Below are 16,518 nucleotides of genomic sequence, written 5' to 3'. Positions count from 1 at the left end.
AAAAAAGCGCAAAAAGTCACTCCCTGTGTTATACTGGAATTGGAATTTTTAAAAAACTTTAGGTGTTAGAACTGTTGCCTCAGCCCTAACGCCTTTTCTTGTTGATAGTTTTGTTGTGTGGCGAGTAATTTGTAGATGATTCTGAGTAGCTTATGTGCACAGGCAATGACTGCTTTCATCTTGCTTCCTCTTTGGGAAATTCGGTGATAGAAGGATGAAAAAGCTGGGTCTTTAGACCGTCCGGCAGTCAGCCCTGCTAAGGTTAGAGCGTGTTTAATGTAACGATTTCCCTGTGTGATATGCGAAGATTTATTCTTCCCAGCACTTTCATAAGAACCAGGACAGAGACCTGCCCAAGAAGCCAAGTGGGCATCGGTCTCAAATGCTTCGATACTTGGTCCAATCTCAGCTAATATAACTGCCGCACAAGCTTCACTCACGCCAGAAATGGTTTGAAGACGTTTATTTTCCTCGGGGAAATGCTTTTGAATATAAGCCTGAATCTCTTTGTCTAATGTGGTCATCAATGTTTGATACAGCCTATATTCTTCTAAACTTTGGTCTAACAGAAATTGGTCTTCTAGGGACAATTTCCCATTCATGGTCTCAACGAGCTCCTCTGGACTTGCCTTAACCTGTTTATGAATGCAAGAGGAAACCGTAGCCACATCAATGGTCTGACCGTTGATAAATAAGGTTAAGAGTGCTTGTCCAGTCTTAGAGAAGATGTCGGACAGGTAGCTGGTCAATTTGATATTAGCCCGTTGCAGGAGGTTGTGCATCTCGTTTTTCACTTGTGTTTGACGCTGCTTATAAGACCGTCTGCGACGAGTGAGTAATCGTAACTGCATAACTTCAGGACTTGGGATATAAGAGGGTGCAATCAGGCCACACCGCTCCAGTTGGGCAATCCATTCGGCATCCTTGACATCAGTTTTACGACCAGGCACATTCTTGATGTGCTGTGGATTGGCTAGAACTAAGGTCAACTCAGAATCAGAGAAGAGATTGAACAATGGCACCCAGTACTGACCAGTGGATTCAAAGAACACATGAGTCACCTGATTTTCCTCAAGCCAAGCTAGGGCATTCTGAAGAGCCACGGTCGTTGTTCCAAATGTCTTTTGGATTTTCTTAGGTTTGTTGGTATCAAGTGGACCGTCTAAGATACAACAAACGATAGATTTCTGATGGACATCAATGCCACAACAGGTTTCAATCATTATTTCCATAGAAAAAGCCTCTTATTCTTTTTTGAACAATTGAATAAGAGGCTTTTAGTCATTTTATTTCCACACTCAAGGCATAATCGAGTTATCTCATGACTCTTATTCATCCAGTTTGGCGTACAGGCTAGGTAAAGCCCTATTAAAGACCACGGATTTGTATTGTTCCCTTATAGTATAAAGTAAGAATTATTTTCTGTCATGGGTTAGCAGGCTAAGCCTGCTTAGAGTTTAGCGTGAAATAGCAACAAATATGCTTAGTGATTGCGAGGATATTTTTAGGAAAACGTTTTCGTTTGTGGTTTGTTTTTCATTTTCATGAGAATAGCTGAGCAGACAAGACCGAACCAACCAATCAAACTGCCCCAAATAGCAGGATAAAGAGAGCTATTTGGCTGGTAGGTCAGGACAAGATTATTCTCGCCAACTTGAGACATGACTGTCGGTGTACCGATAGGACTAAGTTGCTCAGGTGTTAGATGAAGCGCTTGGCCATTGAGCTTTGTTTGAGTACCAGAGTAGATAATGACAGGAAGGTGAATCGTTTTTTCAGCATCTGATGTCCAAGATAGTAGCAGTTGCCCATTCTGCTTTGTTTTTTCAACCAGATGATGTTGGTCGATAACGAGTTTTTCGTAGAGTTTGTACCTGTTCTCCTTGGTCTGATGGTAGAGTGGGAGATAGTCGGGGGTTGATTTGACGGCCAAGGTTAAAAATCTTTCAAGGTCAGCACTGTGTAGACTTTGTCGGACCTCGTCAGCACTGCCTAATAGCTTGGTGTGTTTTCGTAGTTGAATAGGCGTGTCAGTTTCATATTGGCTAGCAATGATATCATATTCTTCTTGAATATTTTGGTAGGCGCCAGCTAGGGTCAAACAAGCGATAAAGCCGATAATCGTTTTTTTCCATCGGTTGAGAATGGTTAGACCTTGCCCAAAGACAAGGAGAAAGAGAGGTGTGGCAATCAGGAAAAAGCGAAAAGGGAACTGGATTAACTCAACTAGTTTAATATTTTTTCCGCTCAGGCTGTCCCAGGGGAATAAGCTACTTGATAGACCGAACATGATGAGAAAGGCAAGAAGGCTCAGATGATAAAGAGGTGAAGCCTTTTTCTTTATGGCTAGAACAGTCAGAGGTAACTGAGCCATCAGTAAGTAAGCTAGTCCGACAGGTTGAAACAAGAGGACAATGCTGCTGCGGTCAATAGTGCTTTCAGGTAGACGCTTATTGATAAAGGGTTGAATCAACTCATTAGCTTGTCCCAAAATAATGAGCGGTAGCCAAACATTAGCCATTAGCAGGAGACAAAGACCGATGGCTATCATCATCTGCTTCAGGAAAAACCATTTTCTTGGACTGGTCAAAAAAGCATGGGCAAAAAATGGGATGAAAGTCAGGACGAGGAGCAAGGTGCTCAAGGTATGGATTTGCAGCATGAGAGCAACTGCCACAGCAAGGGTTAGGGGCTTGACCTGTTTGGTTTGGATGGCAGCGATAGCGGGCAAGAGACACCAAGGAAAGAAAGTTACACCCCAGCTAGAAAAACCTTGACGGATGCTCCAGTATTGAACAGCGAATGTTGTCAAGAAAAATAAGGCTAGTACCAAAGAGAGCCATTGTTCAACTTTTGCTTGGCGTAGTAAGCGGTACATCCCACTGCCTGCTATAAGACTGAGCAAGAGACGCGACAGAAGTTGATACTTAAACCATGTGCCGCTGATGAGAAGAAGACCGCCTTGCAGGTAAGCAAAAAAAGGACCGTACAAGGCATTGACAATCCGTCCTGATTGCTGGTAACCAAAGGTGCTGATAAAGTAATCAAACTCCCCTGTTTTTAATTGCATGGCGGTGTCATAAAAGCGATTGTAGTGGAAAATAGCATCTGATCCAACAATAGTCGCTTGAGTGGCAATCTGTGCCCAGAGAAGAAGGACTGAAAATCCTACGATAATGAGTAGAGGGAAAAGAGACGGAGAGAATTTTTTACACATGTTTTAACTTTCTATGGTATAATAGGATGATTGATTGGTTAACTGTAAGCATTGTTAACCTTTATTATACCATAGGAAAGTTAGACCAGACAATGAAAACATTAGCTGTCATCGTGCCCTGTTATAACGAGCAAGAAACCTTACGCCCATTTCTAGCAACCTGTCAGCGGGTAGAGCAAGAGTTAGCTGACCGTGTGCGGTTTTCTTATTATTTTATCAATGATGGCTCAAAAGACCAGACCTTGGCTCTTTTGCGAGAGCTGGCTGGGCAGTTTGCCAATGTACACTACCTGTCCTTTTCGAGAAATTTTGGTAAGGAAGCAGCGCTCTTGGCTGGTCTCGAGGCGTGTTGTGAGGACTTGGTGACCGTTATGGATGCTGATCTGCAGGATCCGCCTGAACTTCTGGTGGAAATGGTGAACAAGATTGACCAAGGCTACGATGTAGTGGGGACTAGACGAGCTGACCGCAAAGGAGAGCCTCCGATTCGTTCTTTTTTTGCTAAAACCTTTTATTACCTGATTAATAAGGTCTCTGAGACAGAGATGGTTGATGGGGCGCGTGATTTCCGTCTCATGACCCGTCAGGTGGTTGACAGCATCTTGGAACTTGGCGAAGTCAATCGATTTTCTAAAGGTCTCTTTTCTTGGGTCGGCTATGACGTGACTTATATTTCCTATGAGAACCGTGAACGGGTAGCTGGGGAAACCTCTTGGAACTTTATGAGCTTGCTCAAGTATTCTATTAATGGTTTCATCAACTTTTCCGATGCTCCTTTGAGCTTAGCGATTTGGGCTGGGGTTTCCTCGTTTGGGCTGTCAATTGTTGGGATTATTACTGTTGTGTTTAAGAAGTTACTCTTTGGTGATCCTGTGGCAGGTTGGGCGAGTTTGGTCACTATTATCCTCTTTATCGGAGGGATTCAGTTGCTCTGTTTAGGGATTATTGGGAAATACATCGCCAAGATATTCCTTGAAACCAAAAAACGCCCTGTTTATATTGTTAAAGAAAAGGGCTGATGTTTGCCTAAATTTAGTGTAAAATAAAAATAAGATAATTAAAGGAGATAATCTGATGATTTTAGTAACAGGTGTCAAAGGGCAACTCGGGACAGAACTCTGCCATTTGTTGGATGAACGACAAGAAACTTATGTAGCGGTGGATGTGGCGGAGATGGACATCACCAAGTGGGAACAAGTGGATGCTGTTTTTGCGGACGTCAAGCCAAGTGTGGTTTACCACTGTGCGGCCTATACGGCGGTCGATGCTGCAGAAGACGAGGGCAAGGAACTCAACTATGCTGTCAATGTGACAGGGACAGAAAACATCGCCAGAGCAGCGAATAAATACGATGTGACCTTGATTTACATCTCGACAGACTATGTTTTTGATGGGCAAAAGCCAGTCGGAGAGGAGTGGCTGGAGCAAGACACGCCTGACCCGCAAACTGAGTACGGGCGGACCAAGCGCTTGGGCGAGGAGGCTGTTGAGCAGCTGGCTAGCAAATTCTATATCATTAGAACGGCTTGGGTGTTTGGTAATTACGGGAAGAACTTTGTGTTCACCATGCAGAACTTGGCCAAAAGCCGTTCACAGTTAACGGTCGTTAATGACCAGCACGGTCGTCCGACTTGGACAAGGACGCTAGCTGAGTTCATGGTTTACGCGGTGGAAAAAAATATTCCTTACGGTTATTATCACCTCTCCAACGATGCGACAGAGGATACGACCTGGTATGATTTTGCAAAGGAAATTTTGAAAGATACTGACGTTGAGGTCTTGCCAGTGGACTCCAGCCAGTTCCCAGCCAAGGCCAAGCGTCCACTCAACTCAACCATGAGCTTAGCGAAAACTAAGGCGACAGGATTTGTCATTCCAACCTGGCAAGAAGCTTTAGAAGCCTTTTATCAACAAGAAGTGAAGTAAACGTTTAACTGGGGTAACCCAGTTTTTTATATAATGGTAAGGTTTTTACTTGACAAAAAGAGGGTATCGTCCTATAATTGTCCTAAATAAAACACACAAAAGGAGAGTTGCTATGACAACAAAGAAAAAGAACCCTTTTCAGATGTCTAAAAAAACATGGGGCATCGTTGCAGGTCTGATAGGAGTGACTGTTTTAGGAGGATACTTTCTGCTAGGTCGTGGATCAGCAGGGCAAGGTCAAGAGATGGTAGAGCCCTATCAGATTGCCCAAGTCACTGAAGGTTCAATTGCCTCTTCTAAATTGCTCACAGGGACAGTTAAGGCGTTGAGTGAGCAGAAACTTTACTTCGATAGCAGTAAGGGTGAGATTTCAGAATTTCATGTCAATGTTGGTGATAAAGTAACAGTTGGTCAACCCTTGGTGCAATATTCCACCAAAACTGCTCAAGCAGCCTACGATCAAGCCGTCCGTGCGCTCAACAAAATCGGTCGTCAGATTTACGATTTAAGGACCTATGGTTTGCCTGCAACTGAAACCGTCAACGAAGACGGCAGCGTTAGCAGCAATGTGGCAGAAGTCCAACGAAGTGCAGATAATCAGCTGGCTGACTTAAACGATGCCTATGCTAGTGCGCAACAGGATGTCGACAAGGCTAAGGAAGCCTTAGATAAACTCCTTGAAACGAGTAAAGTAGAAGGCACGGTTGTCGAGGTCAATCGTTCCATTGACCCGTCAAAAACAGGGGGACAGGTGGTCGTTCACATTGTTAGTGAAGGACAACTGCAGGTTGAAGGCATGCTTACAGAATATGATTTAGCAACAACTGCTGTTGATCAAGACGTCAAATTGACCTCAAAAGTTTTCCCTGATAAATCTTGGTCAGGAAAAATCAGCTACATCTCTAATTATCCTTCTGAAAGCGAGACGTCAACCCCATCAGCAGGTACAGGAAACTCAGCTAATTATCCATTTAAGGTGAATTTTACTGGTGAGACAACAGGCTTAAAACAAGGCTTTAAAGTTAATATCGAAGTGACCAATAAGGCAGTGAATAAGCTGGTTCCGACCGGTGCCATCGTCGCTGAGGGAGAACAGTCTTACGTTTGGATTTATGATAAGGCAACCGGCAAATTGTCAAAGGCGACGGTTAGTCTAGGACGTTCTGATGCCCTCAATCAGGAAGTCACTGAAGGTCTGGAAACAGAACAGACGGTCATCGCTAACCCAAGTCCAGAGTTTAAGGATGGTCAGACACTGAAACCTGAGGAGGTTATTGACCTGTCTGACTTTGGAACGGAGGTCTCTAGTGATAAGCAATAAACAACTGATTTCTCTTCATCAAATTACGAAAAGCTACCGCAATGGTGATGAGGCCTTGCAGGTGTTAAAGGGGATTGATTTAACCGTGGAAGAGGGGGAATTTTTAGCCATTATGGGACCTTCTGGATCGGGGAAATCAACTCTGATGAATATCATTGGGTTGTTAGATCGTCCGACCTCAGGTGAGTATGAACTCAATGGCACCCAGGTCGATGATCTCACTGAAAAGGAACAATCGCAGGTGCGTAATCAGGAAATTGGCTTTGTTTTTCAGCAGTTTTTTCTCTTAGCGAAACTTGATGCTTTGCAAAACGTCGAGTTACCCCTTATCTATGCAGGTGTTCCTAGCAGCAAAAGACAGGAATTGGCCCTAAGCTATCTTGAAAAAGTAGAATTAGGGAATCGTGTGAAGCATTTGCCATCTGAATTATCAGGTGGTCAGAAACAACGGGTTGCCATCGCAAGAGCTCTGGTCAATAATCCTTCAATCATCTTAGCCGATGAGCCGACAGGTGCGCTGGATACCAAAACAGGTGAGCAGATTATGGCACTGTTGACAGCCTTAAATAATGAAGGTAAAACCATCGTTATGGTTACTCATGAGCCAGAAATTGCAGCTTATGCTAAACGTGTCATCGTCCTACGCGATGGTGAAATTACTGAAGATAGACAAAATCGTTAAGGAGGTCTCATGGAAAATTGGAAATTTGCCCTCTCATCGATTTTAGGGCACAAACTACGCTCCTTTCTTACCATGTTGGGGATTATCATCGGCGTAGCTTCGGTCGTTGTTATCATGGCACTGGGAAATGGGCTGCAAACGTCTGTCACCAACAGTTTTTCACAGGATAAGCAGGACATCAACATCTATTATGAACCTAAACCTGAGGAAGCAGACGGCGAAATCAGTTTTGGTCTCTCAGTTTTTACGGCGACTGAGAGTGTCCCTGTAACCCCACCACCGATTACAGATTCGCTCATGCAGCAACTGGTTGAGCGTGTTGATGGGGTGGATAACTACTATTTGACAAATAACACCATATCCACCGTCGAGTTCAGGAATAAAAAAGCTGAAAATGTCAACATCACTGGGATAAATGAAACTTATTTTGATGTCAAAAAATATGATATTTTAGCAGGTCGACGGTTTGAAAAGGCTGACTACCGCCAGTTTGCCCGTGTCATGATGCTAGATACCAAGTTAGCTGTCAAACTCTTTGGCTCGAACGAAGAAGCCCTCAACCGTGTGGTTTCTGTAGGTGAGAAATCTTATCTGGTGGTGGGAGTCTATGAGGATCCTAATGCGGGAACAGATTTGTTTGCCTTTAATTCAGGTGGTAATGCGGTGATGGCTAATAGTCAGCTGGCTGCTGAGTACGGTTTAGACGAAGCATCAAGCATCTACGTCCATGTGTCGGATGTGGCGAGAGCTTCTGAAATTGGTCAAGCAGCCGCAGATCAATTGACGCAATTGACAGGTGTAACAGAAGGACGTTACAGTATTTTTGATTTGAGTCAGATTACGGAACAAATCAATCAAGTTTACGGAATTATGACGGCAGTTATCGGGTCTATTGCAGGGATTTCTCTGCTTGTTGGGGGTATCGGTGTGATGAACATCATGCTGGTGTCTGTGACAGAGCGGACGCGGGAAATCGGCTTACGTAAGGCTTTAGGAGCTACTCGTGGCAATATCATGATGCAATTCTTGATTGAAGCTATGGTGTTAACGCTGTTGGGCGGTTTGATTGGTTTATTGATGGCTTACGGCATCGTCGGTGTCACCAATGCGACTGCTAGCGCCATGCTGGACGGTGTAGCGGTGTCGGTTTCTCTTCCGATTGCCATCGGTAGCATGCTCTTTTCGGCCTTTATCGGTGTCCTATTTGGCCTCTTGCCAGCCAATAAAGCCAGTAAGTTGGATCCGATTGAAGCTCTACGGTATGAGTAAAAAAATATTTTTAAGGTGTCAAGTTTTTTTCTTGACACCTGATTATTTTATGGTAGAATAGTTAAAGTAAGGTTATAGCTCTGCTATTGACCTCAAAAAAGAAATAGAAAAGAGATTAGTTAAAAATGGCAGTAAAAATCCGTTTAACACGTATGGGTTCTAAGAAGAAACCTTTCTATCGTATCAATGTTGCAGATTCACGTTCACCACGTGATGGTCGTTTCATCGAAACTGTTGGTACTTACAACCCACTTGTGGCTGAGAATCAAGTAACCATCAAAGAAGACCGTGTGCTTGAGTGGTTGGCAAATGGTGCACAACCGTCTGACACTGTGCGTAGCTTGTTGTCTAAAGCTGGGGTTCTTCAAAAATTCCATGAGCAAAAATTTTCAAAATAATGGGTTGAGCCTATGGACACAATAGAAAATCTTATTATTGCGATTGTGGAGCCTTTACTGTCGCAACCAGACGCCTTTAGCATTAAGATTGAAGATACACCAGAATTCTTGGAGTATCACCTTGATTTGGATCAGCAGGATATTGGTCGTATCATTGGTCGAAAAGGTCGCACGATTACAGCGATAAGGACGATTGTCTATTCTGTTCCAACTCAAGGCAAAAAAGTAAGACTTGTCATTGATGAAAAGTAGTTCCTATCGGAACTGCTTTTTCTTATCCTTGGGCTGATTTTTGATGAAAAAAAGAGTGAATTATGTTAAAATAGGGAGAATAAAGATTTAGATGGGAGCTGTGATGGCACAGTTATACTATAAATACGGCACCATGAATTCTGGTAAAACAATTGAGATTCTCAAGGTTGCCCACAATTACGAGGAGCAGAACAAGCCTGTTGTTATTATGACATCTGCCTTGGATGTTCGTGATGCATTTGGCGTTGTATCTAGTCGGATTGGCATGCGGCGTGAAGCGGTGCCGATTACAGATGACATGGACGTCTATGCTTATATTGAAAATCTACCTGAAAAACCTTATTGTGTCTTGATTGATGAGAGTCAGTTCTTGACCAAGCAGCACGTCTATGACTTTGCTCGTGTGGTCGATGATCTTCATGTGCCTGTCATGGCTTTTGGGCTTAAAAATGATTTTAGTAATGAGCTCTTTGAAGGGTCAAAATACCTCTTGCTCTTAGCAGATAAGATTGATGAAATTAAGACAATTTGCCAGTATTGCTCCAAAAAAGCGACCATGGTTTTACGTACGGTGCATGGCAAGCCAGTCTATGAAGGTGAGCAAATCCAAATCGGTGGTAATGAAACCTATATTCCTGTTTGCCGTAAGCATTATTTTAATCCAGAGATGTGAGAAAAACTAGGATGTCCATTAATCTAAGAGACATTACACTGAGTAATTATTTGTCCGTTATTGGTCTCAGTGTGACAAAAGAACAAGAAGTTTTTGTCGCCTCAAACGCTATCAGTTTTGCCGAGGCTTATGTCTATCAAAAGGCTGGTCATTTTGTCGCTCCTCTAGCGATTTATAATCAGGATTTGTTGATCGGCTTTACCTTTATCGTTTATGATGACAACTTAGCCATTAGTCCTGGAAATTATCTGCTGTTTCGTTTGATGATTGATCAAAATTATCAAGGAAAAGGCTACTTTATCCCTGTGATGGACAGTATTGTGAACTACATTAAATCCTATCCAGCTGGAGAAGGAGCTGCAATCTGACTCTCTTACGAAGCCGAAAATCACCATGCCAGATCCTGCTACCGTCACTATGGCTTTATCGAAAGAGGAGAAACCTATGCAGGTGAGATCGTTGCGATGTATCAGCTAAATAATAGGTGAATACATCTTGAAAAAGTTCAATCTCTGACCGAGCTATTATAAAATACCTTAACACTGTATCAACCTTAACAGATGATTACAGGTATAATATCTATGATTTACTTTTAATCTTATTATATAAAAAGACACCAATTTCTTGACGGTGTTCTGTTTTTTTGATATAATGAAAACGATAACAATATTATTAAGGAGGTCGGAACAATATGAGGAAAACGTCTCTTTTTCGTGCTTTGCAACAAGAAAAAATTCGTTATAGGACTTTTAAACGAGGTAAAAGTTGGTGTTTTACGTTACTAACAGCCATATCCTTTCTACCCCTATCAACTATGATTGTTGAAGCTCAGGTAGCAGATACAACTTTTAATAATTCTCTTACCTCTGAAGAAATAACCCCAAGACAAACTGCTGATTATTCTGCTGTCTTTGAGGTTCTTCAAAAAGCGGTCAATGAACTATTAAAAGCTGATGCCTATACACCAGAAAGTTTGGCTTATCTGGATCAGGTAGTCAATCAGATTGTTTTTGACAAACCAGCTTCTGAGCAAGCAGAGGTAGATGCTTATATTACAGTAATCAACGATGCTATTGTCAAATTACAACCGATTAATACGGAAACTTCGGATGAGAAAGCGAATTATACTGCTGTACTTCCGCTGGTTGAACGTGCAAATGTTGAATTGTTAAAAACAGATGTCTATACAGAGGAAAGTTTGAATCAGTTGAAGGCTGCTTTGGCTAGTATTCGCCTGAACCATCCTGTGTCAGAGCAGGAGTTTGTTGACTCTTATGTTTTGGTTTTGACAGCAGCTTTGCAAGCTTTACAGCCAAAAGAATCGCCTGTTAAACCAAGAACGGAGTCGCAGAAAGAGGTTATCTTGGCGACGGCTGAAACTGCAGAAGATGAATCAGGTAAAATAAAGTACTCTGGTGATTGGTTTGATTATCCGGACAATGTCAAAGTGTTGTTCGGTGGTGATAATCCTTCTGCTACCTTACGGTTCAATGGGGACCAAGTTCATGTCTTTGGCGATAAAGCACCTTATAATGGTCAGGTTGATGTTTTTCTCGACGGGAGCAAGGTTGCTTCCTTTAGTGCCTATGGCGATGACGATGAAGATCCGGCTAATCAAAATCAGTTACTTTATACAACACCAAGCCTATTAAGTGGTAATCATGTCATAAAACTGGTTCCAGCCCAAGATACTTCATTTTACCTTAGACGGTTTGAGGTACATCGCACTGTTGAGGTGACATCAGAAGAGAGGGTTAATCTCGAAGCTCATTTGGTGAGCAATGGACACCACTACAAGCAAACAGATTATGATCAGCTCAGAACAAATATTCCTAGTCGTTCAGAGCGTCCCTTCGCTTTCCGAAATGATCAAATCAATGCAGAAGTTCTTTTACTAGCGGCGAATCATGACTTGGAAGAAGTGACAGGAACAGCTTCGGATTTTATGACGACAGGTGGAATAATTTCATCTGATAAGGTTAAGATAAGATTCCTTCGAGAAACGAGTGCTCATATTGCTCGTGGTGGGGATAAATTCCGTATTCCAGATGCTCCGAGGGAGATGGTGCCAGATATTATTGATAAGGCAGGGAGTGTCACGATACCTGCTCGTAGCCTAAAAGGCAGTTGGGTAACGATTGATGTTCCTGAAGATGCTAAGGCAGGGGTCTATACTGGTAGTCTGACTTATAAAGCAGCCAATGCTGAAGAAGCAATTGTCGTGCCTTACAGTTTTGAAGTCTTGCCGTTTGAGCAGCCAAAAACTGACCGCTTTAGTGTCGAATTATGGCAGTATCCGTACACGGTGGCTCGCTATTATGGGCTTTCTGATGAGCAACTTTTTGGTGAAGAGCATTTAGCCATCTTACGTCAGCAATTGTCCGAATACCAAAAAGTTGGTGGAAAATCAATTACTGCAACGGTTGTCGAAGATCCTTGGAATAACCAGACCTATGACAAGTACCCATCAATGGTAAAATGGACGAAAAAGGAAGATGGTAGTTTTACATTTAACTTTGACCATTTTGACAAATACGTTAGCTTGGCTATGGAATTGGGTATTGACCAACAAATTAAATCATTCTCTATTGCACCATGGGATAACCGAGTTGGTTATTTTGATGAAGCGCAGAATCGTCCACGTTCACAACGCTTAACACCAGGTAGTCAGCAGTGGAAAGAGACCTGGGGAGCTTTTTTACCAGCTTATATTGCGCATTTGGATGAAAAGGGGTGGTTTGATAAGGCCTATATTGCCCTTGATGAGCGACCTGCTGATGTCATGAAAGAGGTGTTAGATTTACTTTCTAAATACCGTAACAAAGACGGAAAAACACTGAAACTCAGTGTAGCGATTGACCACTATGAACCTGCAATGAAGGAATTATTGGATAAAATTGATGATATTTCTGTTAGCATGACAGAAATTGATAATCCAGCGCGACAATCATCTCCAGAGCTTCTTCGTTCATATGCTAAAGAACGTCGTGAACGTGGTCAGACGACAACGATGTATTCTATGGTAGGTCAGTATCCAAATGCCTTCACTCGAAGTGCTCCTGTGGAAGCTGCTTGGGTGCTACTGTATGCCCACAGCTTAGGTCTTGACGGCTATCTGCGTTGGGCTTATGATGCATGGGTTAAAGAACCACTGGAAACTGTAGATCACTGGTGGTGGGAGAGTGGTGACCCCTTCTTGATTTACCCAGGGGATAAAACAGGTTCGGATAAGACTCCACGAACTTCGCCACGCTATGAACAAATCAAAGAAGCCGAGCGTCTGATTGAAAAAATACGTTGGATTAAAGCGACGGTTCCAGAGGCTGGTGAGGAGCTTGACCACTTCGTCCTCAATATGCGACGCCCAGAAGGTCGTCGTAACCGCTACGGTGCTATGGAATCAACTGGAGTAAATCAGGAACGCCAGGTGGAAGCTGATGTCAGAGCTGTCTTTAACAAAGTTCGTGAAGTGATTAGCAAATATAAGTCACAACTCCTTGCTCAAACCATAAGTCAAGAGCAACCTAGTGAGCAAAACCAAAAGCCGATGACAGTTTTCTCATTGGATGCTGGTCGAAAATACTTTAATTTAGATAGCCTGAAAGAACTTGTTGATACCTTGAGTCAGATTGGTTATACGGATCTCCATTTGATTTTGGGAAATGATGGCTTGCGATTCTTCTTAGATGACATGAGCCTATCAGCTAATGGGCAGACTTATTCGAATGAAGCTGTTAAAGAAGCCTTAAGACGAGGGAACTTAGCTTATGAACAAAGCAAGCGTTCTCGTGATAATGCTCAAGTTCTGACGCAGTCGGAATTGGATAGTTTGTTTGCCTATGCACAGTCCAAGAATATCCGCATCATCCCAACAATCAATAGTCCAGGGCATATGGATGCTATTGTAACTGCCATTGAGGAGTTGGGCATTGCAGATGCCAAGTTTAAGCATGATGGAAAAACTTCTCTAACAACGCTCAATCTTAACAATGATTTTGCTGTTAACTTTACCAAGGCTTTGATTGATAAGTATGCGTCTTATTTCTCAGGAAAATCCAGTATCTTTAATATCGGTTTAGATGAGTATGCTAACGATATTACCAAACCTAAATTTGGTTTCAAAACGTTGCAAGAGCGTGGAGAGTATGATAAGTTTGTTAGCTATGCAAATGACCTTGCTGCGATTGTCAAATCTCATCAACTAGTTCCAATGGCATTTAATGATGGTATTTATCACAATAATGTCACGACAGCTGGAACTTTTGATAAGGATATTATTGTGTCCTACTGGACGATTGGTTGGGGAGAAGGAGACAACCGTTACAACGTTGCGACACCAAACTTCCTCTATGAAAAAGGGCATAAGCTACTCAATACGAATGATGACTGGTACTACGTTATTGGTCGTAATCGAAATGGGCAAGGTTGGTACAACTTAGATCAAGGTAAAGGTGGTATTCAACGAACACCTTATACGAAACTGCAAGGTGATACCACAGGAACAGTACCTGTTATCGGAGCTATGGTTGCAGCTTGGGCAGACGAGCCCCGAATGTCTTATAGAGCTGAATTAGTGAATGAACTGTTAGTAGCTTTTGCAGACCGTAATCCAGATGTTTTCAACGCTAACTACAAGCAATTTGATGAAGCATTGAACTTAGCTTCGCATTATTTGGATCGCTTGCCAGTAAGCGTTCAAGAAGCCTTGACAGAACTATTGACTTCTATTTCACGAGATAAGACTAGGAATCAGCAAGTAGAAGTGGACATAGCTACTGAAAAGATTAAGCAGTTACTTTTGCCTTATTTACCACAAGAAGCTTTGCCAGCAGCTTGGTTGGATATGAAGATTGTTTCTCTTGACGCTGGAAGGAAATACTTTAGTCCTGAGATTATTAAATCAGTGATTGATAAGATTAGTGAACTCGGCTTTACTGATTTGCATCTTTTACTTGGAAATGATGGTCTGCGCTTTGTACTGGATGACATGACCCTTGAGGTAAATAATCAAGTCTATGCTAGTGATGCTGTCAAAGTAGCAATTAAAAATGGTAACAAAGTATATTATGATGATCCAAATGGTAATGCTCTGACAGAATCAGAAATGCTAGATATTCTTACTTATGCAGCATCACGTCGAATTAACATAATTCCGACGATTAATAGCCCAGGTCATATGGATACTATTTTGGAAGCTATGGCTAGTCTTGGCATAGCTAATCCTAAATATAGCTTTGGCGGAAAACTATCTAAGACGACGATTGATTTAACTAATCAAGAGGCAGTTGATTTTACCAAAGCATTGATTAAGAAATATGTTGACTTCTTTGCTGGTAAAGTAGGTATTTTCAATATCGGATTAGATGAGTATGCTAACGATGCCACAAATGCTAGAGGCTTTTATCGTTTGCAAGCTGATGGGCATTATGATAAATTCATAATTTATGCTAACGATTTATCAAGTATTGTCAAGTCCGCTGGTTTGAAGCCGATGGCGTTTAACGACGGTGTTTATTACAATAATCATACAGCTAGCGGTAGCTTTGACAAGGATTTGTTAATTTCTTATTGGACATCTGGTTGGAGTGGTTATGATGTGGCAAAACCTGCTTTCTTTAATAAAAAAGGACATCATCTGATTAACACCAACGATGCATGGTACTACGTTTTGGGACGCGATGACCAAGGAGGCTATAACCTTGCAAGTGCTTTGGAACGTATTGGTCGGACACCAATAAATCAAGTGCCAGGAACAACTGCTGGTAGTGTACCTACAATTGGTAGCATGGTTGCTATTTGGGCAGATAATCCGAGTGCGGTATTTGAGAAAGAGAAATTTGATCGTCTCGTAACTGCTTTTGCAGAAGCTAATGCAACTCACTTACGTGCCAATTATCTCCCACTTTTAGAAGTGTTAAATCAGCTACCTCAGGATCTGCCAAAAGGATACTACACTGATGAGAGCTATACTGGTTTAGTCAATGCTGTGTCAGCAATTGATTGGCAGAAAAAACGTCATCAACAGTCGGAAGTAGATGCTTATCTGACCTCTGTTAAGCAAGCTATTGAGGGATTAACATACAAGCCAGCCGATTACAGCCGCTTGCAAGAGTTGCTATTGAGTATCCCAGAAGACCTCACCATGTATACGGACGAAAGTTTAGTTGCTCTGGAAAGTGCCATTTCGGCTATTCAGTTGGATAAAAAAGCCTCAGATCAAGCTATCGTTGATGGTTATATCTCAACTATCACAGAAGCTCTCGCTAAACTGGAGAAAAAACAACAAGTGGCCGAAGAAGACCAGCTACCTGAAAAACCAAGCGATGAGCAAAATGGTAACACCGATACCAACGAGGGCGACAACGCGGGTACCGATGTAGATGGCAACACAGGTGGTGACCAAGGTGGTAGCGCAGGTACCGACGCAGGTGGCAATGCCGATGCTAACGAGGGCGGTAACACGGATACCAACGCAGGTGATACTGCGGATGCTGACCAAGACAGTTCAGACTCTAATAGTCAGCCAGGCGATGTAGATACTGACGAAGATGGTAACATCGATACCAATGAAGGCGGCAACACTGGTGTAAATCAGGGCGATTCAGGCACACCAAGCGATTCAACTGATACCAACCCAATTCCAGGCGATGACCAAAATAATGGTGGCAGCCAAGACGATAACGCCGATAACGACTCAGGTGATAACACCGATACTAACCAAGGCGACAACACAACTACCCCTGATACCATACAACCATCTCGTCAGATTAAGGATACTGA

At 42.5% G+C, this 16,518-nt stretch carries 11 protein-coding genes and 2 pseudogenes; 11 read left to right on the top strand and 2 right to left on the bottom strand.

Annotation, left to right across the window (positions count from 1 at the left end):
• Positions 1–65: 65 nt before the first annotated feature.
• Both ACERC7_RS02325 and ACERC7_RS02320 read right to left on the bottom strand, forming a co-directional pair.
• A complete protein-coding gene (locus tag ACERC7_RS02325; RefSeq protein ID WP_373666014.1) occupies positions 66–1,232 on the bottom strand; it encodes an IS110 family transposase in 1,167 nt (388 codons plus the stop codon).
• Positions 1,233–1,504: 272 nt separating this feature from the next.
• Positions 1,505–3,217: a hypothetical protein gene (locus ACERC7_RS02320; RefSeq protein ID WP_373666013.1), complete on the bottom strand. Its 1,713-nt coding sequence runs from the start codon at positions 3,215–3,217 to the stop codon at positions 1,505–1,507.
• A 92-nt stretch (positions 3,218–3,309) separates the two neighbouring features.
• Between ACERC7_RS02320 and ACERC7_RS02315 the strand changes: the two genes are divergently transcribed.
• From ACERC7_RS02315 to ACERC7_RS02265, 11 genes and pseudogenes are all read left to right on the top strand, one after another.
• Complete coding sequence (locus ACERC7_RS02315) at positions 3,310–4,236, top strand: glycosyltransferase family 2 protein (protein ID WP_373658408.1); 927 nt, start codon at positions 3,310–3,312, stop codon at positions 4,234–4,236.
• 55 nt (positions 4,237–4,291) lie between these two features.
• Complete coding sequence (gene rfbD, locus ACERC7_RS02310) at positions 4,292–5,143, top strand: dTDP-4-dehydrorhamnose reductase (RefSeq protein ID WP_373658409.1); 852 nt, start codon at positions 4,292–4,294, stop codon at positions 5,141–5,143.
• A gap of 112 nt (positions 5,144–5,255) precedes the next feature.
• Entirely contained in the window at positions 5,256–6,464 is a 1,209-nt protein-coding gene (locus ACERC7_RS02305; protein ID WP_373660142.1) for an efflux RND transporter periplasmic adaptor subunit, read from the top strand.
• Positions 6,451–7,146, top strand: a complete 696-nt coding sequence (locus ACERC7_RS02300) for an ABC transporter ATP-binding protein (RefSeq protein ID WP_373660140.1) — start codon at positions 6,451–6,453, stop codon at positions 7,144–7,146. Before ACERC7_RS02305 ends, ACERC7_RS02300 begins: the two co-directional genes overlap by 14 nt.
• A gap of 9 nt (positions 7,147–7,155) precedes the next feature.
• Entirely contained in the window at positions 7,156–8,415 is a 1,260-nt protein-coding gene (locus ACERC7_RS02295; RefSeq protein WP_373658411.1) for an ABC transporter permease, read from the top strand.
• A 125-nt stretch (positions 8,416–8,540) separates the two neighbouring features.
• On the top strand, positions 8,541–8,813 hold the full coding sequence (gene rpsP / locus ACERC7_RS02290; RefSeq protein ID WP_018368603.1) for a 30S ribosomal protein S16: 273 nt from the start codon (positions 8,541–8,543) through the stop codon (positions 8,811–8,813).
• A 12-nt stretch (positions 8,814–8,825) separates the two neighbouring features.
• Positions 8,826–9,065, top strand: a complete 240-nt coding sequence (locus tag ACERC7_RS02285; protein ID WP_373666012.1) for a KH domain-containing protein — start codon at positions 8,826–8,828, stop codon at positions 9,063–9,065.
• A 103-nt stretch (positions 9,066–9,168) separates the two neighbouring features.
• Complete coding sequence (locus tag ACERC7_RS02280; protein WP_373666011.1) at positions 9,169–9,738, top strand: thymidine kinase; 570 nt, start codon at positions 9,169–9,171, stop codon at positions 9,736–9,738.
• A gap of 11 nt (positions 9,739–9,749) precedes the next feature.
• Positions 9,750–10,226: pseudogene (locus ACERC7_RS02275) on the top strand (GNAT family N-acetyltransferase).
• A 203-nt stretch (positions 10,227–10,429) separates the two neighbouring features.
• Positions 10,430–10,531 (top strand): annotated as a pseudogene (locus ACERC7_RS02270) (KxYKxGKxW signal peptide domain-containing protein); the annotation flags it as partial.
• Positions 10,532–10,552: 21 nt separating this feature from the next.
• Positions 10,553–16,518: glycoside hydrolase domain-containing protein (locus tag ACERC7_RS02265; protein WP_373666041.1), on the top strand; the 5,966-nt coding region annotated here is incomplete at its 3' end.

It is taken from the genome of Streptococcus sp. E17BB (assembly GCF_041807725.1).
In the GTDB taxonomy this organism is placed as follows: Bacteria; Bacillota; Bacilli; order Lactobacillales; family Streptococcaceae; genus Streptococcus; species Streptococcus entericus.
The sequence above is the reverse complement of the archived record's forward strand: the minus strand, read 5'-3'. Positions and strand labels throughout refer to the sequence as shown.

Excerpts from the sequence above, each read along its gene's own strand:
- ACERC7_RS02325 (WP_373666014.1), bottom strand. The coding sequence starts at position 1,232 with ATGGAAATAATGATTGAAACCTGTTGTGGCATTGATGTCCATCAGAAA.
- ACERC7_RS02320 (WP_373666013.1), bottom strand. The coding sequence starts at position 3,217 with ATGTGTAAAAAATTCTCTCCGTCTCTTTTCCCTCTACTCATTATCGTA.
- ACERC7_RS02315 (WP_373658408.1), top strand. The coding sequence starts at position 3,310 with ATGAAAACATTAGCTGTCATCGTGCCCTGTTATAACGAGCAAGAAACC.
- rfbD (WP_373658409.1), top strand. The coding sequence starts at position 4,292 with ATGATTTTAGTAACAGGTGTCAAAGGGCAACTCGGGACAGAACTCTGC.
- ACERC7_RS02305 (WP_373660142.1), top strand. The coding sequence starts at position 5,256 with ATGACAACAAAGAAAAAGAACCCTTTTCAGATGTCTAAAAAAACATGG.
- ACERC7_RS02295 (WP_373658411.1), top strand. The coding sequence starts at position 7,156 with ATGGAAAATTGGAAATTTGCCCTCTCATCGATTTTAGGGCACAAACTA.
- rpsP (WP_018368603.1), top strand. The coding sequence starts at position 8,541 with ATGGCAGTAAAAATCCGTTTAACACGTATGGGTTCTAAGAAGAAACCT.
- ACERC7_RS02285 (WP_373666012.1), top strand. The coding sequence starts at position 8,826 with ATGGACACAATAGAAAATCTTATTATTGCGATTGTGGAGCCTTTACTG.
- ACERC7_RS02280 (WP_373666011.1), top strand. The coding sequence starts at position 9,169 with ATGGCACAGTTATACTATAAATACGGCACCATGAATTCTGGTAAAACA.